At 66.3% G+C, this 18,835-nt stretch carries 14 protein-coding genes; 8 read left to right on the top strand and 6 right to left on the bottom strand.

All coding sequences use genetic code 11. From position 1 onward, the window contains the following. Positions 1 to 87 precede the first annotated feature (87 nt). Positions 88 to 1,503 carry a cryptochrome/photolyase family protein gene (locus ACSC1R_RS17070; RefSeq protein ID WP_439026924.1) on the bottom strand — a complete coding sequence of 472 codons (1,416 nt, stop codon included), beginning with the start codon at positions 1,501 to 1,503 and terminating at the stop codon, positions 88 to 90. A gap of 73 nt (positions 1,504 to 1,576) precedes the next feature. Here ACSC1R_RS17070 and ACSC1R_RS17065 point away from each other — a divergent pair, with 73 nt between their 5' ends. Continuing rightward, positions 1,577 to 2,008: a universal stress protein gene (locus ACSC1R_RS17065; RefSeq protein WP_439026923.1), complete on the top strand. Its 432-nt coding sequence runs from the start codon at positions 1,577 to 1,579 to the stop codon at positions 2,006 to 2,008. A 97-nt stretch (positions 2,009 to 2,105) separates the two neighbouring features. Next, positions 2,106 to 3,560, top strand: a complete 1,455-nt coding sequence (locus ACSC1R_RS17060) for a sensor histidine kinase (RefSeq protein WP_439026922.1) — start codon at positions 2,106 to 2,108, stop codon at positions 3,558 to 3,560. Positions 3,561 to 3,580: 20 nt separating this feature from the next. Here ACSC1R_RS17060 and ACSC1R_RS17055 read toward each other — a convergent pair whose 3' ends face one another. The 3 genes from ACSC1R_RS17055 to ACSC1R_RS17045 all read right to left on the bottom strand — a co-directional run bounded on the left by ACSC1R_RS17055 (position 3,581) and on the right by ACSC1R_RS17045 (position 9,049). Continuing rightward, entirely contained in the window at positions 3,581 to 5,500 is a 1,920-nt protein-coding gene (locus tag ACSC1R_RS17055; protein ID WP_439026921.1) for a PAS domain-containing protein, read from the bottom strand. 82 nt (positions 5,501 to 5,582) lie between these two features. Beyond that, the gene (locus ACSC1R_RS17050; RefSeq protein ID WP_439026920.1) at positions 5,583 to 7,460 is read right to left on the bottom strand and encodes an ABC transporter ATP-binding protein; all 1,878 of its coding nucleotides are present in this window, start codon (positions 7,458 to 7,460) and stop codon (positions 5,583 to 5,585) included. Positions 7,461 to 7,573: 113 nt separating this feature from the next. Continuing rightward, positions 7,574 to 9,049, bottom strand: a complete 1,476-nt coding sequence (locus tag ACSC1R_RS17045) for a hypothetical protein (protein ID WP_439026919.1) — start codon at positions 9,047 to 9,049, stop codon at positions 7,574 to 7,576. Between the two features lie 207 nt (positions 9,050 to 9,256). Between ACSC1R_RS17045 and ACSC1R_RS17040 the strand changes: the two genes are divergently transcribed. The 5 genes from ACSC1R_RS17040 to ACSC1R_RS17020 all read left to right on the top strand — a co-directional run bounded on the left by ACSC1R_RS17040 (position 9,257) and on the right by ACSC1R_RS17020 (position 15,314). Further along, positions 9,257 to 10,033 carry an SDR family NAD(P)-dependent oxidoreductase gene (locus ACSC1R_RS17040; RefSeq protein WP_439026918.1) on the top strand — a complete coding sequence of 259 codons (777 nt, stop codon included), beginning with the start codon at positions 9,257 to 9,259 and terminating at the stop codon, positions 10,031 to 10,033. A gap of 111 nt (positions 10,034 to 10,144) precedes the next feature. Continuing rightward, positions 10,145 to 11,152 (top strand): TIGR04024 family LLM class F420-dependent oxidoreductase, encoded by a 1,008-nt coding sequence (locus ACSC1R_RS17035; protein ID WP_439026917.1) that lies wholly within the window; start codon positions 10,145 to 10,147, stop codon positions 11,150 to 11,152. Positions 11,153 to 11,498: 346 nt separating this feature from the next. Then, positions 11,499 to 12,785, top strand: coding sequence for an O-acetylhomoserine aminocarboxypropyltransferase/cysteine synthase family protein (locus ACSC1R_RS17030; protein WP_439026916.1), 1,287 nt, complete (start codon positions 11,499 to 11,501; stop codon positions 12,783 to 12,785). Positions 12,786 to 13,085: 300 nt separating this feature from the next. Beyond that, positions 13,086 to 14,783, top strand: a complete 1,698-nt coding sequence (locus ACSC1R_RS17025; protein ID WP_439026915.1) for a thiamine pyrophosphate-binding protein — start codon at positions 13,086 to 13,088, stop codon at positions 14,781 to 14,783. 69 nt (positions 14,784 to 14,852) lie between these two features. Further along, the gene (locus tag ACSC1R_RS17020; protein ID WP_439026914.1) at positions 14,853 to 15,314 is read left to right on the top strand and encodes an SHOCT domain-containing protein; all 462 of its coding nucleotides are present in this window, start codon (positions 14,853 to 14,855) and stop codon (positions 15,312 to 15,314) included. A gap of 19 nt (positions 15,315 to 15,333) precedes the next feature. On the opposite strand, the gene ACSC1R_RS17015 is transcribed toward ACSC1R_RS17020, so the two are convergent. Next, the gene (locus ACSC1R_RS17015) at positions 15,334 to 16,755 is read right to left on the bottom strand and encodes an FAD-binding oxidoreductase (protein WP_439026913.1); all 1,422 of its coding nucleotides are present in this window, start codon (positions 16,753 to 16,755) and stop codon (positions 15,334 to 15,336) included. A 141-nt stretch (positions 16,756 to 16,896) separates the two neighbouring features. On the opposite strand from ACSC1R_RS17015, the gene ACSC1R_RS17010 reads away from it, so the two are divergent. Next, a complete protein-coding gene (locus ACSC1R_RS17010; RefSeq protein WP_439026912.1) occupies positions 16,897 to 17,868 on the top strand; it encodes a quinone oxidoreductase family protein in 972 nt (323 codons plus the stop codon). A 25-nt stretch (positions 17,869 to 17,893) separates the two neighbouring features. On the opposite strand, the gene ACSC1R_RS17005 is transcribed toward ACSC1R_RS17010, so the two are convergent. Further along, positions 17,894 to 18,568, bottom strand: coding sequence for a 6-hydroxymethylpterin diphosphokinase MptE-like protein (locus ACSC1R_RS17005; protein WP_439026911.1), 675 nt, complete (start codon positions 18,566 to 18,568; stop codon positions 17,894 to 17,896). Between the last annotated feature and the right edge of the window lie 267 nt (positions 18,569 to 18,835).

Here is an 18,835-nt window from a genome sequence, read left to right as displayed (position 1 = left end):
CGTCGTCCGTCGACCCCGAGCGAACTGTTCCCCACCATAGCTGGCCCACACTTTCTCTCTCGCTAACTTAATTCTACTCGCCCCGCGTCACGTCTCCCCACGCGCCGATTTGAACATCGAGAGCGCCTGTTCGCGGCGAGTCGCGTGGTCGACGATGGGGGCCGGATACTCGGGTGCGGCCTGGTCACGTCTCGTCTGTGACGCCTCGTGCCACCCGTGGACGAGCGACGGGTCCGCGTCGCGCAGTTCCGGAACGAACTCCTTGATGTACGCGGCGTCGGGGTCGTACCGTTCGCCCTGGGTCATCGGGTTGAAGATGCGGAAGTACGGCTGCGCATCTGTCCCCGTCGAGGCGGCCCACTGCCAGCCGCCGTTGTCGTTCGCCGTGTCGTGGTCGACCAGTTTCCGGCGGTACCAGTCGTAGCCCTCACGCCAGTCTATCAGCAGGTCCTTCGTGAGGAACGAGGCGACGATCATCCGGACGCGGTTGTGCACGTAGCCCTCCTCGCGGAGCTGGCGCATTCCGGCGTCGACGATGGGGTAGCCGGTCTCGCCGTCCTTCCACGCTTGCAGTTCCTCTGGGTCGTTCCGCCACGCGATGTCGTGTTCGTACTCCTTGTAGTTCTGTGAGACCACCTCGGGGTTGTAGTAGAGGACGTGGTGGTAGAACTCGCGCCACGCGAGTTGTGACTGGAACTCGCGAACGGATTCGAGGTCGTCCTCGCTCTCGGCGAGGTCTGCGGCGGCTTCGGTCTCCTCGTACACCTCGCGGATTCCGATGGTGCCCCACTTCAGGTCAGCCGACAGCCGCGACGTGCACTCGTCGCTCGGGTAGTCTCGACGCTCAGCGTAGTCGTAGATGTCCGATTCGCAGAACGAGAGCAGGCGCTCGCGGGCGGGGTCGGTCCCCGCCGACTGGACGGTCGCCTCCGGCTCGTCGAAGCCGAGGTCGGCCAGCGTGGGAAGCGGTGTCTCCGCGTCGACGCTCGCGAGTTCGTCCTCGTTCGGCGCGTCGTAGGGAGCCTCCTTCTCCCGGTCGCGCCACTTCTTCCAGAAGTAGGTGTAGACGGCGTACGGGTCGCCCTGGTTCGTGGTGATAGACCCCGGTTCGTGGTGGATGGCGTCCTCGAACGACTCACGAGCGACGTCGGTGTCGTTCAGTGCCTGCCTGACTGCGGCGTCGCGCTCTCTGGCGAGGCCGGAGTAGCCCCTGTTCCAGACGACTCGCTCGGCGTCGTGTTCTGCGGCCAGTGCCGGGAGTTCCTCGCGGGGGTCGCCGTGGCGAACGAGCAAGTCGCTCCCGTGGTCGCGGTACCAGTCCCGAAGTTCGGCCAGGGCGCCCAGCATGAACGCGACGCGGGGCGACGACCCGTGTGCGAGTACGGCGTCGTCGAAGACGAACACGGGGAGGACCGGTCCGAGGTCGTCGGCGCTCGTCGCTGCGGCCGACAGCGCCCGGTTGTCGCTGGCGCGCAGGTCGGCGCGGTGCCAGTGGAGTTGCATACCGGAATCCAGGGGTGACAGCCTTTAATACCGCGTGCCAACGGTCAAGTTCTCGAAACGCTTACACTCCCGTATGTCCGTGGGATACAGTCACATCCTCGCCCCGGTCGACGGGAGCGACGCGTCCGAACGCGCGGCCGAACACGCCATCGACCTCGCGACCCGATACGACGCCGGTCTGACGGTCATGCACGTGGTCGACGACGACCTGCTCCCGCTCGACGCGCGGAGCCAACACCTCGTTCAGCGGCTCGAAGACGAGGCGGCCGACATCGTCACCGAAGTCGTCGAGTGGGCCACCGAAGCAGGCGTCGAACCGGTCGAGCGACACATCGTCCGTGGGTCACCCGCAGAGCAGATACTCGCCACCGTAGAGGACGGCGACATCGACCTCGTGGTCCTCGGAAGCCACGGTCGCAGCGGTATCGACAAGGTCCTCATGGGGAGCGTCTCCGAGCGCGTGGTCCGGCGGTCGCCGGTCCCGGTTCTCACGGTCCGGTCGTAGCGACGGGACCCGAATCGGCCCGGACGACGGGCTGACGACAGTGGCGCCACCTGCCCGAAGTGCCATATGGGATGCTGTCGAAGGGTCCGTAACCAGAATGGAGGCTCACGCGACCGGGAAGCGATTGCTCGCGCTCGCAGTCGTGACCACCGTCTCGGTCGCGTTCACCACCATCCACGTCCTGCACCTGCACATCATCGAGGCGACGAACATCCCCCTGGTGTCGGGCGCGTTGCCCTTGCTTCTCGCACTCGTCTTGCTGGCCGGGACGGTCGGCCTGTACTATCGTGACGTGAGCACGACCTCGCTCGCACGCATCGCACTCTGGACGGTGGTCGGTGTCGGGACGATGCTGCTCGTCGGGATATGGAACATCTCGCTGGAGTTCGCGATGAGCGACATCACCATTCACACGCTGTTCGTCCTCGCGAACGACATGACCGCGGGCGCCCTCGGAGGGTTCGTCCTCGGGACCTACGACGCCCAGACCATCCGTCGCCGCCAGCAAGTCTTCGACATGGAGTCACAGGTTGCCCACGAGCGCGACCGGTTCGTGGCGCTCTTCGAGAACGTCCCGAACCCCGTCGCGTACTATCGACTGGTCGACGGCGACCCCCGCATCCAGTCCGCGAACACCGCCTTCACCGACCTGTTCGGCGAGTCGGTCGTCGCGGACGACGCCGGCACTTCGTGGGCGGTCGACGAGCCCATTCGGAACGACGGCGGGACCGCGACGGTCGACCTCGCGGCGCGACTCTCCGCAAGCGAACCGTCGACCGTCGAAGTCGAACGCCTGACGACGGACGGCCCCCGGACGTTCATCGTCTACTTCGTCCCCCACTCGCTGTCGGAGTCCGCCGACGGTGGCTTTACCGTCTCGGTCGACATCACCGAACGGATTCGACGCGAGAGCCGCCTCGAACTCCTGAACCGCGTCCTGCGTCACGACCTGCGCAACGAACTAAACATCGTCCTCACGGCCTCGGAGGCCATCATCGCCGACGTCGGCGACCCGCACGAACAGGCAGCACTCGTCCGAGACCGCGCCCTGTCACTCGCGTCGCTCTCCGACAAGGCCAGACAGGTCGAACGACTCATCCGGGATGCAGGGAACAGCACAGAACCAGCAGACGTTCACCGCGTCCTCCGGTCCGCCGTCGACCGGGTCGATGACGCCGGGGATATCACGCTTCCGGCGGCTGACGAGCCGCGACACGTCGTGGCGAACGGGCTGCTCGTCGTCGCGTTCGTGAACGTCATCGAGAACGCGGTGACCCACGTCGAGGACCCGACGGTCACTGTGACGGTAGACCGGGACGACGACTGGGTCCACGTGCGTATCCGCGACGACGGTCCGGGCATCCCCGAGACAGAGTTGGCCGTCTTCGAGCGCGACCGCGAGACACAGCTCGAACACGCGAGCGGACTCGGACTCTGGCTGGTCCGCTGGATAGTCAACGACGCCGGTGGCGTCGTCCAGTTCGAGAGCGACGACACGGGAACGGCGGTGACGCTGTCGCTTCTGGCGGTGGACGAACAGACGGAGCCGTAACCTCACAGACACAGCGTCGTTCAGAACACGACTTCGAAGCGCGCGCCGCCGTCGTCGCTGTCGGTCACGGCGACCGTCCAGCCGTGGGCGTCGACGATGCTCTGGACGATGGCGAGGCCGAACCCGGTCCCGGTCGCACTGGTCGTGAATCCGGGTTCGAACACCGCCGGTTCCGTCTCCTCGTCGAAGCCGTCACCCGTGTCTTCGACGTAGAACCCCGTCGGCCCGGTTCCGGTTCTGGCACTCCCGTCTCCGACGGGTGTCCGGGCCTCCTCCTCTTTCCCCGTCTCGGCCGTGAGCGGCCCGACCCTGACGGTCAACTCGGCGCAGGGGCCGCCGTGCTCGACGGCGTTGCGAAAGAGGTTCTCGAACACCTGCTGGAGGCGGTCGGGGTCCGCTTCGACGGTGGCATCGGTGACGACGTCGAGCGTCGCCTCGCCCGTCTCCACGGTCGCCCAGGCCTGCGTGGCGACGTGGTCGAGTCGAACCTGTCGGCGGGTCCCGATCTGTCGCCCCTCACGTGCGAGTGTCAGGACGTCCTCGATGATTGCCTGCATCCGATCGTGGGCGACGGCGACGTCGCCGAGGTTCTCGTGGTCGACGTCCTCACGGACGACCTCGAGGTACCCCTGTGCGACCGACAGCGGACTCTTGAGGTCGTGGGTGACGAGTTTGGCGAACTCGTCGAGTCGTTCTTTCTGCCGTTCGAGTTCGGCTTCGCGCTCTTTGAGTTCCGTGATGTCCGTCGAGATACCACAGACACCGGTCGGCTCGCCGTCGTCACGGGAGAGCGGAACCTTCACCGAGTAGTAGACGCTCTCGTCTTCGGCGAACGCGGCCTGCTCTTCGACCTCGACCGGTTCGCCGTGCTCGATGACGGCGCGGTCGTTCTCCCGGATGCTCTCGGCGTGGTCGGCGGACTGGATGTCGAAGTCCGTCTTCCCGACGATGTCCTCCGCTGGCAACCCGAGCCGCTCGGCGAACTGCTCGTTGACGAGTTGGTATCGACCCTCCAGGTCTTTCGTGTAGATGTTCGCGGTGGTGTTGTCCAGGATAGCGTGTAACTGCTCGTTGGTCCGACGCAGGTCGCGTTCGGCGTCGATTCGGTCCAGGGCGTGGGTCACGTGCGTGACGAGCAACTCCGCAAGCTCACGTTCGACGGTCGAGAACGCGTCGGGGTGCTCGGCGATGGCCTGGAACACGCCGTAGTCCGAGATGGGGACGCTCAGTGCCGACCGGAATCGTGCCTTGTCGGGGGCGGCTTCGGGGGCCGACCCGACGTCGGGGACGTAGAACGTCCGGTCGTCTCGGTACGTCTTCCCGATGATTCCCTGGTGGACAGTGGGGGTGTGGTCGGGGTCGTAGCTCCGGTCTGTCACCGGCTCGAACCGCCCGTCGTCGTCGACACGGTAGACGCCACAGACGTCGAATTCGAGGATGCGTTCTGCGGCGACGAGCGCCCGTTCCACGACGACGTCGGGGTCGGTCGCACCGGCGATGTCGAGGGCGCTCCGGTGGAGGCGAGCCAGCTGTCGTCGCGACCAGTCGGCCGCCGTCTCGTCACGATGCCGCTGGACGGCCTCGTGGATGCGCGACAGCAGGTCGTCGACGTCGGTCGTGTCCCGCCGCGGGACGTACTCGGTGACACCTGCCTGGATGGCCTCGCTCGCGATGGTCTCCGACCCAGCGTCCGTGTACAGCACGAACGGGAGGTCTGGACGACGGTCACGGACCGCGTGCAAGAGGTCGATACCCGTCTGGCTCGCCAGTTCGTAGTCACTGACGATACAGTCGACGTGGGTGCCACCGAGTTCGGCGAGTGCGTCGTCGGCCGAGGAGGTGGTCAGGCACTCGACAGCGTCGTCCGCCGCCAGAGACTGCCCCGTCGTTCGGCGCGTATCCGGGTCGCCGTCGACGTAGAGGACGAGCAGGCCTGACATGTTCGATACACGAACTGGCAATGGGGAGACTCATGATTCTTGCGTTTCACGAACGAGTGACAGGACCTGGTGGTGTCCTCACCTACAGTGACTCGACGAACCGGTCGGGGAGCGAATCGAGTTCACCCGCCTGCACCCGCCAGAACGTGGCGTAGACACCATCCACGTCGAGTAGCTCGTCGTGTGTTCCACGCTCTACGACCGCACCGTCTTCGAGGACCAGAATCGTATCGGCGTCTCGAACTGTCGAGAGACGGTGGGCGATGACGAACGTCGTTCGGTCCAGACTGACGGCGTCCATGCTGCGCTGGATGAGCACTTCTGTCTCGGTGTCGACACTGGACGTCGCCTCGTCCAGTATCAGGATGGCCGGGTCCTGCAACACGACGCGGGCGATGGCGAGCCGTTGTCGCTGCCCGCCCGAGAGCTTCACCCCGCGCTCGCCGACCCGCGTGTCGTAGCCCTCGGGTAGATTCGAGACGAACTCGTGTGCCTCGGCCGCCTTCGCCGCCTCGCGGACCGCCTCGTCGCTCGCGTCGAACCGGCCGTATCTGATGTTCTCTGCGATAGTCCCGTCGAACAGGAACGGGTCCTGCGAGACGTACCCGATGGCGGACCGTAGCGACGAGACGGTGACGTCCCGAACGTCTTCACCGTCGACCCGGACCGCCCCATCGGTAACGTCGTAGAGTCGCAGCAACAGCTTCACGACGGTCGATTTCCCGGCCCCCGTCGGCCCGACCAGCCCGACGGTCTCACCCGGTTCGACGGCGAAATCAACGTCGCGCAGGATGCGTTCACCCTCGTCGTAACTGAAGCTCACGTCGTCGTACTCGACCGCACCGTCGGGGTCCGCGAGGACGACCGCGTCGTCGGCTTCGACCACGTGCGGTGGCACGTCCATCAGGCCGAACACGCGTTCGCCGGAGGCCTTCGCGTTCTCGTACCAGTCCACGATGTTCGACGCCTGCGAGAGCGGTTCGACGAACCGCTGGGTCAGGAAGACGAACGTCACGAACTCCCCCACCGTCAGGGTCCCCGTCAGCCCGAACGGTGGCCCCTGGAACAGCCAGAGCCCGCCGACGAGGAACGTCGCGGCGAACGACAGGCCGGCGAGCAGTTCCATCCCCGGCCGGTAGAAGTAACTCAGCGTGAGGACGGCCATGTTCGACTCGTACAGGTCGCTGGAGGCGTCCCGCACCCGGCCGGTCTCGTAGTCCTCGGTCCCGGTCGTCTTGACGAGTTCGACACCCGAGAGTGCATTCTCGAGCCGGGTGTTGAGGTTCCCCACGTCGCTCCGGACCTGCTTGTACAGCGGTTCGACCCGGCGCATGAACCACCAGGTGAACAACCCCATCACGGGGACCAATACGAGAGTGACCGCGGCCAGTTGTGCGTTCAGGTAGACGAGGATACCCGCGATACCGAGCACCATCACGACGATGCGCAGCCCCTCGCTGAGGGCGTCGTCGAGGAACGTCTCCAGGTTCGAGGCGTCGTTGTTCAGGACCGACATCACCTCGCCCGTCTGCTTGTCGTCGAAGAAGGCCATGTCGAGCGCCTGCATCGCGGCGAAGGTGTCGGTCCGGACGGCGTGCATCACCCCGTGGGCGAACCGGTTCATCGTTACCCCCCAGAGGAACGTCCCGACGCCGGTCAGGACGAACCCGACGAGGATGAGCGCGACCGAGAACCAGAACTGCCCCGACTGGCTGGCTGGCAGCCACGAACCGGGGACGAGCGGCAGACTGTAGGTCCCCTCACCCGCGAAGATGGCGTCGATGGCCGTCCCGAGGACCAGCGGCGGGAGGAGACTCGCACTGCGACCGACGAGGTTCGCGACGTTCCCCGCGGCGAACCACCGCAATCGCGGGACTCCGTACTCTCGGAACAGTCGGACCAGAGGGCGGTCGACGTCGGCGCGGTACTGGTCGAACGGCGTGTCCTCGGACGAAGCCATCGAGTTATCAGGTTAGTGGCCACACCACCTTATCGTCCCATCGATGTCTTTCGGGTGTTGCCGATATCTGCCGGGGACGGGTGCCCGGCGGGGCGAGACGAGAACGGCGAGAATCAGGCCGGAGACGCCGTGTTCTCTTCTTCGTCGAAGTCGTCGAGCAGGTCGGCGATGCTGTACTCCTCCTCCTCGCTCGGCGAGAGGACCACGTCTTCCAGTTCGGCGTCGAGGTCGGAGACGCTCGCCTGTTCGGTCTCCGCCTGGAGTTCGGCGAACATCGCCATCGAATCGTCGGGGCCGTCGTCGTCGCCGGTCGTTGCACCTGACGCATCGGCCGTCACTTCGTCTGGCAGCTCGTCACCCGTGGCTTCCGACGTCTCTTTCACCGTCGCCTGCTCGAACGCGTCGAACCCGTCGCTCGCGCTACTATCGTCGTCGCCGTGGGTGCTCGCATCACCGTCAGCGACCGATTCGGCCGGTTCGAAGCCGCCGAAGTCGTCGACAGCACCAGCGCCGAAGTCCTCAGCCGTGGTGTCGGCTCCCGGACTGGCTGTCACTGGACTGTCGACCAGTGTGCCGTCGTCCGCTGTTTCGCCGCGGTCGCTGTCGGTTTCGAGGTCGCCGTCTCCGAAGAGGACGGACGACGCGAACTCGGTGGCCACCGGTCCAGACTCTGCGGCCCCGGTGGCCGGGTCGACGCTCTGGTGTCGGTGCTGGTCGTCACTGGTCACCGCGCCGGTCAGTTCCGTCACGAGCAACCCGGAGACCCGGTGGTCGTCGCCGAGTGCGGTCACGATGCGTTCGGCCTGCCAGTTCGTCCCGATGGCGACGTCGAGGACGCGCCAGGCTCCGTCGTCGCGGTCGTTCGCATCGGCGTACAGGACCGAGAGGGCGTTCGTCAGGTCCTCCAGCACTGACACCTCGCGGTCGCCGCGACCGGCGGTCTCGACCGACAGTCGCAGGTGATAGTACCGGTCGTGTGAGGAGACGTCCGTCGCGCTGGTGATGGCGGTGACCACGTCGCCAACCTCCGCCCGACTCGGGGCGGAGAGGTCGGTCCCGGCGTCCGGGAGGTCACTCCACTGTGGCAGGCCGCTCCCCGCACGGAGCGCTTCCTCGGGTACCACGGTCTCGACGGCCCGCTTGAGGTCTGTCGGTCCAGCGTCCGGTGTCGCGACGAAGGACTCGTCGAGGACGAGCGGGTCCGTCCCCTCACAGACCTCCCTGATGGCTTCGACGGTCGGTGACGTGAGCAACGAGAGGGCTCGTTCGGCCGTGCCAAGCCAGACACCGAAGACGGTCTGGACGTGTTCACCGGGCGCGAGCCGGGACCGCCAGACGAGTTCACCGTCCCCGTAGCAGGTCCAGTCGTCCGCACCGAAGCCTGGGTGGAACCCGACCCTGTCGACCGAGAGGTCCGCCGGGAGTTGTTCCACGAGTGTCACCTCGACCGGCTCGACACGCTCCGAGACGATGTCGAACGACACTGCCGGGAGCGGCATAGTCTGGACGTCGAGGCGCTTCTCGACGACGACGCCGTCTCTGGCGACGGTCATCCCGTGGCGGCGCGTCTCACGTCTCCAGTTGCTCATTGGTAGCGACCCGTTGGGTTCTGGATAGGTAAGTCGAGTAACAATTTATACTTATTCGTCAGTTCCCCCATTTCTGGGCGTTACTTCAACCGAGATGGAATGGAATATTTCTCGGGTTCCGGTCCTCCGTGTGGGGTTCATGGACATTTATCTCGGTTCCCACACACCGTTCGACGGTATGCGACGCTACACCACGGAGGAAGCACGATGACGACCGAGCAGTTCCACGTCGACGGCGACGTCGCCATCGTGACCGGGTCGTCGAGCGGTATCGGGAGAGTCATCGCGGAGCGGTTCGCGGACGACGGGGTCGACGTCGTCGTCTGCTCGCGAGACATCGACAACGTCGAACCCGTCGCCGAGGGAATCACGGACAGCGACCGGTCGGGCGACGCCCACGCCGTCGAGTGCGACGTGACCGACCGGGAGGCCGTCGAGGCACTGGTCGAGGCGACCGTCGAGGAGTTCGGCGGGCTCGACGTGCTCGTGAACAACGCGGGTGCGTCCTTCATGGCCAACTTCGACGACATCTCGCCCAACGGCTGGTCGACCATCGTCGACATCAACCTCACCGGGACCTACCACTGCACGCAGGCCTCGAAGGAGCACCTCGCCGACGGGGGCGGAACCGTGCTCAACCTCTCCAGTCTCGCTGGCAAGCAGGGCGCCCCGTACATGAGCCACTACGCGGCCGCGAAGGCCGCCGTCGAGAACCTCACCCGGACGCTCGCGTTCGAGTGGGCGGACGACGACGTCCGGGTGAACTGCATCGCGCCGGGCTTCGTCGCGACACCCGGTGTGGCCTCCCAGATGGGCGTCACCGCGGACGAGATCGACCGCGACGAAGTCAAACGCCGCATCGGCACCAGCGAGGAGATCGCCGACGTAGCGCAGTTCCTCGCCTCGCCGGCGTCGTCGTACGTCACCGGCCAGACCATCGTCGCGGCGGGCGTCCCGAACATCATGGAGTCGCCGGACGTCTGAGGGTGTCCCACGTGAGACGCACGAGAAACTCCTCACGATAGCAAACGAGGTTCAACGACCCACAACTTCCATCCCTCTTTTTGTTGTTCGGGTGGCATCCATTCACAGAGTATGACCGAACGGCACGTCCACCTGCCAGTCGCCGCACAGGAGAGCGTTCAGGACTTCGTCGACCAGGCCGTGAAGGCCGAGGAACTCGGCTACGACTTCGTCTGGCTCCCCGAGACGTGGGGCCGCGACGCGGTCACCATCATGACGAGCATCGCGCACGCCACCGAGGAGATCGGCATCGGCTCCTCCATCATGAACGTCTACTCGCGGTCGCCGGCCCTGCTGGCCCAGACGGCCGCGACGCTCCAGGAGGTCTCCGACGGCCGCTTCCGCCTCGGTATCGGGCCCTCCGGGCCGGCCGTCATCGGCGGCTGGCACGGCGAGGACTTCGGGAACCCGCTACGGCGCACCCGCGAGTACGTCGATATCATCAAGATGGTACTCGCCGGCGAGGAACTCGACTACAACGGCGAGTACTTCAACGTCTCCGGGTTCCGGCTGCGCTGTGACGCACCCGAGCCGGCCCCGAAGGTCGACGTGGCAGGGATGGGCCCGAAGGCGGTCGAACTCGCGGGTCGCTTCGCCGACGGCTGGCACGCCATCCTCTTTACGCCCGAGACGATGGCGGACCGGCTGGAAGACTTCGAACGCGGTGGCGAGCTGGGCGACCGCGACCGGAGCCAGCAACAGTGCACGCTGTCGCTGACGTGCTGTGCGCTGGAAGACGGCGAGGAGGCCCGGGAGCTGACCCGCCAGCACTCGGCGTTCTACGTCGGCGCGATGGGCACGTACTACCGCGACTCGCTGGCGCGACAGGGCTACGAGGACGAAGCACACGCCATCGCGGCGAACTGGATGAACGGCGACCGCGAGGCGGCACTCGACATCTTCACCGACGAGATGCTGGACGACTTCACCGCGGCCGGCACCCCCGAACGCGCCCGCGACGAACTCCGGAAGTTCGCGGACATCGACGGCGTCGACGCTGTCAGTGTCGGCTTCCCGCGTGCGGCGACCGAGGAACAGATTCACGCGACGCTCGAAGCGCTCGCGCCCGGCGAAGAGTAGCGACGACTGGCACGCTTTCGTGGCGAACAGGCGACACGGAGGCAAGCCACGAGACGGCCGTGTCACACACCCGCGACACGTCCCGTGGTAAGTCGTCAGCGCATGCTGGGCGTGGCCCCGGCCTCCTACTTCAACGCTCGGCAGGGAATCACACGTATTGCCGGTATCTGTGACGGTAGGTGGGCGGGTCGGGGAGTGATTCTCGGAGGGAACAGGTCCCAGAACGCTCGGAACGGCTGTATTCGTCGATTCTGGTGGTTTTTCGCCCGTGGTCTCCCGGGCCAGAAACGAGGCCAGTGTTGTGGCTGTCGGTAGGTTAAGGCGGCCGGTAACAGGAGTACATTGCATGGCAGACGACGACTCTCACGGCTTCGCCACGAACAGCGTCCACGCCGGGCAGGAACCGGACCCGACCACCGGCTCGCGCGCCCCGCCGCTGTACCAGACGACCTCGTACGTGTTCGACGACGCCGAACACGCAGCCAGCCTGTTCGCGCTCGAAGAGGCGGGCAACATCTACAGCCGCATCATGAACCCGACCAATGCGGTGCTCGAACAGCGCCTCGCCAAACTGGAGAACGGCGTGGCGGCGGTCGCGACCTCCTCCGGGATGGCCGCGCTCGACCTCGCGACGTTCGTGCTCGCGGGCGAGGGTGACAACATCGTGACCGCGTCCTCGCTCTACGGCGGCACCTACACGTACTTCACCCACACCGCGCCGCGCCGCGGGGTGGAAGCCCGCTTCGTGGAGACGCTGGACTACGACGCCTACGCCGACGCCATCGACGAGGACACCGCGTACGTCCACCTCGAGACCATCGGGAACCCGGCGCTCGTGACGCCGGACATCCAGCGCATCGCCGACATCGCCCACGAACACGGCGCGCCCCTGTTCGTGGACAACACGTTCGCGACGCCGTACCTCTGCAACCCGCTCGACCACGGTGCCGACCTCGTCTGGCACTCCACCACGAAGTGGATTCACGGCTCGGGCACCTCCATCGGCGGGGTCCTCATCGACGGCGGTTCCTTCGACTGGACCGCCGAGGACTACCCCGAGGTCGCCGGCGACAACCCGGCGTACCACGGCGTCAACTTCCAGGAGCGCTTCGGCGACATGGCGTTCGCGATGGCCGCCCGCGCCCGCGGCCTGCGCGACCTCGGCGACCAGCAGGCGCCCTTCGACGCCTGGGTCACCCTCCAGAAGCTCGAGACCCTGCCCCTGCGCGTCGAGCGCCACTCCGAGAACGCACTCGAGGTCGCCCAGTTCCTCGAGGACCACGAGAAGGTCGAGTGGGTCACCTACCCCGGTCTGGAGAGCCACGAGACCCACGAGATGGCCTCGAAGTACCTCGACGGCGGCTACGGCGGCATGATCACCTTCGGCCTCGAAGGCGGCTACGAGGCCGGCCGCGCCGTCACCGAGAGCACGGAACTCCTGAGCCTGCTCGCCAACGTCGGCGACGCCAAGTCGCTCATCATCCACCCCGGCAGCACCACCCACCAGCAGCTCACCGAAGAGGAGCAGATGGCCAGTGGTGTCACGCCCGACCTCGTCCGGCTCTCGGTCGGTATCGAGGAGGTCGACGACATCATCGCCGACCTCGACCAGGCCATCGAACGGGCGCACTGAGGCGGTAGACGACGGTTCTTTTCTTTCTTTCTGGCGCGCGCGGTCGCCGGTCCCGAGCGATAGCGAGGGCCAGCGACAGAAGCGCGCGAGGGATGAGAAGCGCAGGCGGAGCCGAGCATCGGAATCGGCTGGGGAGGGTGTGGACGCGGTGCTGTGCGGGTGCGGTCATGGGCGCTAGCGATAGTCGACTGCCAGTCGGAATCCGGAACCACGGTGAAGACAGAAGTACCAGCCCCCAGTCGATGGGCTGAGACACGCAGCAGCCGAATCGTTTTGTCACCACCACCCGACACTCGACGCATGACAGAATCCCGAACGGGTGCAGAGTTGTTCGTGGACGCCCTCGACGAGTACGGCGTCGAGTACGTCTTCGGCAACCCCGGCACGACCGAACTGCCCGTCGTGAACGCTATCGCGGACTCGGAGCTGGAGTACGTCCTCGGCCTGCACGAGGACGTGGCGGTCGGGGCGGCCGCGGGCTACGCCAGCATCAAGCGCCAGTACGCCGACGAGGACGAGGCGCTTCCCGCGGGTGTCGTCAACCTCCACGTCGCGCCGGGGATGGCCCACGGGCTCGGGAACCTCTACGGGGCGTACATGGCCGGCGCGCCGCTCGTGGTCACTGCAGGGAACCACGAGCGCCACTTCCGCCACGAGGAGCCCATTTTGTCGGGCGATCTGGTCCAACTCACCGAGCAGTACACGAAGTGGGCCGACGAGGTGCTGTCGGTCGACGCGCTGCCGACGATGCTTCGGCGGGCGTTCCGCGTGGCCTGCACCCCGCCGACCGGGCCGGTCTTTCTCGCACTCCCGCTGGACGTGATGACCGAAGAGACCGACAAAGAGCCGGAGCCGATGGGCGGGAGCATCCAGAACCCGGGCCGTGGCGACCCGCGGGCCATCGAGCAGGCCGCGGATGCGCTGGCCGAGGCGGACAATCCAGTGCTCGTCGTCGGAGACCACATCGGCCGCCATCGCGCCTGGTCGGGCGTCGACCCGGTCGAGGCAGCGGTCGACCTCGCGGAGGCCGCCGGGGCGCGGGTCCACGGCGAGATTCTGGGCTACGAGGTCAACTTCCCGACCGACCACGAGCAGTGGGTGAGCCACGTCCCGCCGGACGAGCAGTTAGCCCAGACCCTGTTCCACACCGACACGCTCGTCTTCGCTGGGTGTTCGACCAACACGACGCTGTGGGCCCACGAGAACCCGCTGGTGCCCGACGACGCCACCATCGTCGACCTGACCGACCAGCCATGGGAGGGCGCGAAGAACCACCCCGCAACCGTGGTGACCGGTGATATGGGCCACGTCATGGCCGAACTCGCCGAGCAAGTCGAGGCACGTGTCGACGACGAGACGCGCGAGGAACGCCTGGTGCAGGTCGACGCGATGAAACAGCTTGCCGGCCAGCAGATGGACCAGATGGGCGAGGACGATACTACCGAAGATGCCGTCTCGAAGGCCGACCTCGTGGATGCGATGCAGGCGGTCGCCCCCGACGCCTTCGTCATGGACGAGGGTGTGACTGCTCGCTACGCGCTGCTCACGCGCTGGGACTTCGAACCGGGCCACGTCATGGGGAACAAAGGCGGCGGACTTGGCTACGGTCTCCCGGCGGCCGTCGGCGCGGCCCTCGCCGAACGCGACCGCGCGGACCCGCGAACCGTCTACGGGTTCGTCGGCGACGGGTCGTACCTCTACTACCCGAACGCGCTGTACACGGCCGCGAGATACGACCTCGACCTCACCGTGGTCGTCCCCGACAACCGCAACTACCGTATCCTGAAGGACAACACGGTCAGCATGTTCGGCGGCGAGGAGTCGGACTACGAGTTCGTCGGGATGGACTTCGACCCGCCGGTCGACATCCCGAAGAACGCCGAGAGCCACGGTGCATCCGGCCATCTGGTCGAATCGGTGTCCGAACTGGAGGGGACGCTCGCCGAGGCGGTCGCAGAGTCAGGCCCGTCGGTCGTCGACGTGCTCATCGAGGACTGAGGTCCGGCGGACGAGTCGGGGAGTACCCGAGTCGAAAACGATATTTTCTCTCACGGGGCTGGTACGAACATGACCGACGACCCGCACGAGAGGGACGGGGACGACTTCGACCCGCTCGCCGATGACGCGGACTTCATCGACAAGCTCCCCGCCGTCATCGTGTTCGCCACGCTCGCAGCGGTCATCGTCCTCGGAATGATGGGATTCGGCTCCATCGCGGGTCTGGTCGCCGCGCTCGGGTTCGTCGTCGTCCTCCCACTGAGCGCCATCCTGAACGACGAGATTCGGTCGTTGTTCGGTGGGAGGACGGACCGCCAGCGGGTCGCACAGTCGCAGGTTTCCTCACAGTCCAACGACGCTCTCGAAGAACTCAAGCGGCGCTACGCCGCCGGTGAACTCTCCGACGAGGAGTTCGAGGCGCGGACCGAGAAACTGCTGGAGAACGAGAGTCTCGACGACGTGCGGGCGCGGGTCGGTTCGGGGGGAGAGACCGAATCGACGGCCGAGGGCGAGTTCGAGTTCGACCGGTGACCCCGCGTGCGGGACGCCCTTACCGGTCTTCGTCCCTGACCCGTCCCCCGTCGACGGTCTCTGGGAACATCTTCCCCGGGTTCAGGGTGTCCGTCGGGTCCAGTGCTCGCTTCACTTTCCGCATCGCCTCGACGGTCGCCTCACCGTGTTCTTCGACCAGATACTCGCGCTTGCCGAGGCCGATGCCGTGCTCCCCGGTACAGGTCCCGCCGCAGTCGATGGCATACTCGACGATTCGTTTGTACACCTCCTCGCCAGCCTCGACCTGCTCCGGGTCGTCCTCGTCCACCAGCACCGAGTAGTGGACGTTCCCGTCGCCTGCGTGGCCGAAACAGGGCACGAGCAGGTCGTGTTCGTCGGCGAGGTCCTTCGCGAACCGGATGACGTCGGCGTACTTCGAGATGGGAACCGTGATGTCGCCGGGGTGCAACGGCGTGAGGTCGGGGTCGTACGACTGCATCGCGTACGCCATGTCCTTTCTGGCCTGCCAGAGTTCGGCCATCCCGTCGTCGACCGCGGCGACCTCGAACCGGGTCGCACCGTGGTGTTCGAAGATGGAGCGACAGAAATCGACCTCGCGCTCGATGCCGTGGTTGCGGTGGAACTCGAGGAAGACCAGCGGACTGTCGGGCAGGTCGGTTCCGGAGTACGCGTTGGCCATCATCGCGCTCTCCTCGTCCACGAGTTCGATTTTGGCCACGTCGACGCCGGACTGGATGGTGTCCTCGACGGCGGCCGCGGCGTCGTCGAGTGTGTCGAAGACGGCCCGGCCGCCGCGAATCTGCTCGGGGCGACCGGCGAGTCGGAGGGTGGCCTCGGTGATGACCGCGAGGGTGCCCTCACTGCCGACGAGCAGGTCGCGGAGGTTGTACCCGGAGGAGGTCTTGACCGCCCGAGAGCCGGCCGAGATGACCGACCCGTCCGCGAGGACCGCCTCGACTTCGAGCACCCAGTCCGCGACCTCACCGTACTTCACCGTCTGCATCCCGCTGGCGGCGTTGGCGAGCATGCCGCCGATAGTCGAGATGTCGCCCGAGGAGGGAAGTGGTGGGAAGAACATGCCGGCCTCGCCGGCGCGCTCGTCGACGGCCGAACCCATCACGCCCGGCTGGACGTCTATCTGGAAGTCCTCGGGCCGGAAGTCGGTCACCTCGTCCATCCGCATCAGGTCCATGCTGATGCCGGCGAAGGCGGGGACCGCGTTCCCTTCCAGACTCGTCCCGGCGGCGTAGGGCGTGACCGGCACGTCGTGCTCCGTGGCGGCCGCGAGGATGCGTGAAACGTCCTCGGTCGATTCGGGGTAGACCACGGCGTCGGGAGTCACCTCCGTCCCGTCGGGGGTGCCCCAGTCCGAGGCGTGGCTCTCGCGTGTCGCCTCGACGGTCGTCACCTGGTCCTCGGCGAGGGCGAGGTCGTCGAGGAACGCAACGTCGTGTGTCATATGCTCCCGTGCGGCCACGGTGGGATTAAACCTGCCCCCTGTGACACTCCGGACGCCGCCGATACAACCCTGAACTCGTGGACGGTTTCGCCGGTTCTCCCGCATGTATAAGTGCTGAGTGAGTACTCAGTCGCGATGCAGATGAAAGCCATCGAAGTCACGGAGTACGGCGACACAGAGTCGATGCGCGTCGTCGAAGACGAGGTCCCGGAGCCGGGTCCCGGCCAGGTCAGGATACAGGTCGAGGCCGCAGGCATCAACTTCGCCGACATCATGCAGCGACGTGGTCACTACCCGGGCGGCCCGGAGGCTCCCTTCCGCCCCGGGTTCGAGGCTGCAGGGACCATCGAGGCAGTCGGCGAGGGTGTCGCCTACGAGGGCGGCGAGCGGGTCGTCGGGCTCGTGGGACAGGGCGGCTACGCCGAGTACGCCGTCACCGACGCCGAGAGCCTGTTCCCGATTCCGGAGGGCATGTCCTTCGCGGAGGCGGCCGGCTTCCCGGTCCAGTTCCTGACCGCGCACAACTGCCTGTTCGGCTGGGGCGGACTGGAAGAGGGCGAGTCGGTGCTCATCCAGGCCGCCGCCGGTGGTGTCGGCACGGCCGCGGTCCAGCTCGCCGACCGGGCCGGGGCAGAGGTGTTCGGGACCGCGAGCACACAGGAGAAACTCGACCTCGCCGCCGACCTGGGTTGTGACTACCCCATCAACTACACCGAGGAGGACTTCCGCGAGGTCGTCCTCGAGGAGACAGACGGCGAGGGGGTCGACCTCGCGCTCGACGGCGTCGGCGACGACGTGTTCGCCGAGTCGGTCCGCTCGACGAAGGACTTCGGTCGCATCGTTCCCTACGGCGCGGCCAGTGGCGTCCCGGGCACGCTCGACACCAGCGAGATGTTCTTCCGGAACCAGTCGGTCATCGGCTACCATCTGGGCAAGGCGATGCAGACGAAGCCACAGCGCGTCCTCGAAGCCGTGCCGGACCTCACACAGGGTCTCGAATCCGGCGAACTGGAAGTCGTCGTCGGCGAGACGTTCGCGCTCGAAGACGCCGCCGAGGCACACCAGTACATCGAGGACCGCAAGTCCACGGGGAAGGTCGTCCTCGAACCCTGACCCTGTTCGAACGTCCACCGGCCTCTCAGGGCAGTTCTAAGCCGTCTCGAATCCCATCCAGCACCGCGAACTCCTCGTCGCGTCGCCGTTCGAGCCAGTAGAGCAATCGCGCGGCCCACCCCAGTTTCTGCCGTTTCATCGGGTCGACCGCCGGGTCGTCGAAGTCCCAGCCGGGGAAGACCAGTTCGGCGGCCCCGAAGTGGTCCGCGAGGAAGGCCGCCCGGTCGCCATCGGTGAACCCGCCGAAGTTCCGGACGTGCTCGACGGGCGCTGCCTGCGTCGTCGGCAGGACGTGTTCTCGTGTCAGCGCCGGGACCTGCTCGCGAATCTCGGGTAGGTTGTCCCCGTGTGCGTGCACGACGGTCGGGGTCTCGGCTGCACTCAGTTCGCCTGCTAGCTCTGGGTCACCGTCGAGGTCGGTCACGTACACGTCGACCGAGACGCCGTTGTCCCGGCATATCGCGGCGGCCGTGGAGGCAGCGACGATTCTGTCGGCATCGAGGCTCGCGAGGTCGTCGGCCAGCGACGGGCCAGCACCACAGATGGCGACGCACTCACCCGCCAGTGTCGACAGTCGCGACTCGTCGAAGGGTGTCGTCAGGGCAGCAAGTACATCCCGGGCCGCTTCGTCGCCCGCGCGGTCGAAGCCGAAGTCTCGACAGATACGCTCGTAGACGGGTTCGAACTCGCTGAATTCCATACCAGTGGCTACCAGAGTGGGTTCAAGATAACCGTTGGTGTGGGCCGGAATTGCCTCTTACAAGGTACCCCTACCCGAGAGGCCCTCCCGGCTTCCACCCGTTCGTTCATACTGTCTCGGTATAAGTTTTCCCTCTTTAGTCTGCCATACGTGGGTCGAAAGCTGTGTGACGTGCCGGGTTACTGACTACGTTTCGACAACTATCTGGTGAGAAATTAGTCGAATAATCGACCATTACACCCCTCAACGCGTCGTTTTCACCGGTTG

It is taken from the genome of Haloarchaeobius ordinarius (assembly GCF_051801355.1).
In the GTDB taxonomy this organism is placed as follows: Archaea; Halobacteriota; Halobacteria; order Halobacteriales; family Natrialbaceae; genus Haloarchaeobius.
This window is presented reverse-complemented; position numbering and strand designations above follow the sequence as displayed.

Excerpts from the sequence above, each read along its gene's own strand:
- ACSC1R_RS17070 (WP_439026924.1), bottom strand. The coding sequence starts at position 1,503 with ATGCAACTCCACTGGCACCGCGCCGACCTGCGCGCCAGCGACAACCGG.
- ACSC1R_RS17065 (WP_439026923.1), top strand. The coding sequence starts at position 1,577 with ATGTCCGTGGGATACAGTCACATCCTCGCCCCGGTCGACGGGAGCGAC.
- ACSC1R_RS17060 (WP_439026922.1), top strand. The coding sequence starts at position 2,106 with ATGGAGGCTCACGCGACCGGGAAGCGATTGCTCGCGCTCGCAGTCGTG.
- ACSC1R_RS17055 (WP_439026921.1), bottom strand. The coding sequence starts at position 5,500 with ATGTCAGGCCTGCTCGTCCTCTACGTCGACGGCGACCCGGATACGCGC.
- ACSC1R_RS17050 (WP_439026920.1), bottom strand. The coding sequence starts at position 7,460 with ATGGCTTCGTCCGAGGACACGCCGTTCGACCAGTACCGCGCCGACGTC.
- ACSC1R_RS17045 (WP_439026919.1), bottom strand. The coding sequence starts at position 9,049 with ATGAGCAACTGGAGACGTGAGACGCGCCGCCACGGGATGACCGTCGCC.
- ACSC1R_RS17040 (WP_439026918.1), top strand. The coding sequence starts at position 9,257 with ATGACGACCGAGCAGTTCCACGTCGACGGCGACGTCGCCATCGTGACC.
- ACSC1R_RS17035 (WP_439026917.1), top strand. The coding sequence starts at position 10,145 with ATGACCGAACGGCACGTCCACCTGCCAGTCGCCGCACAGGAGAGCGTT.
- ACSC1R_RS17030 (WP_439026916.1), top strand. The coding sequence starts at position 11,499 with ATGGCAGACGACGACTCTCACGGCTTCGCCACGAACAGCGTCCACGCC.
- ACSC1R_RS17025 (WP_439026915.1), top strand. The coding sequence starts at position 13,086 with ATGACAGAATCCCGAACGGGTGCAGAGTTGTTCGTGGACGCCCTCGAC.
- ACSC1R_RS17020 (WP_439026914.1), top strand. The coding sequence starts at position 14,853 with ATGACCGACGACCCGCACGAGAGGGACGGGGACGACTTCGACCCGCTC.
- ACSC1R_RS17015 (WP_439026913.1), bottom strand. The coding sequence starts at position 16,755 with ATGACACACGACGTTGCGTTCCTCGACGACCTCGCCCTCGCCGAGGAC.
- ACSC1R_RS17010 (WP_439026912.1), top strand. The coding sequence starts at position 16,897 with ATGAAAGCCATCGAAGTCACGGAGTACGGCGACACAGAGTCGATGCGC.
- ACSC1R_RS17005 (WP_439026911.1), bottom strand. The coding sequence starts at position 18,568 with ATGGAATTCAGCGAGTTCGAACCCGTCTACGAGCGTATCTGTCGAGAC.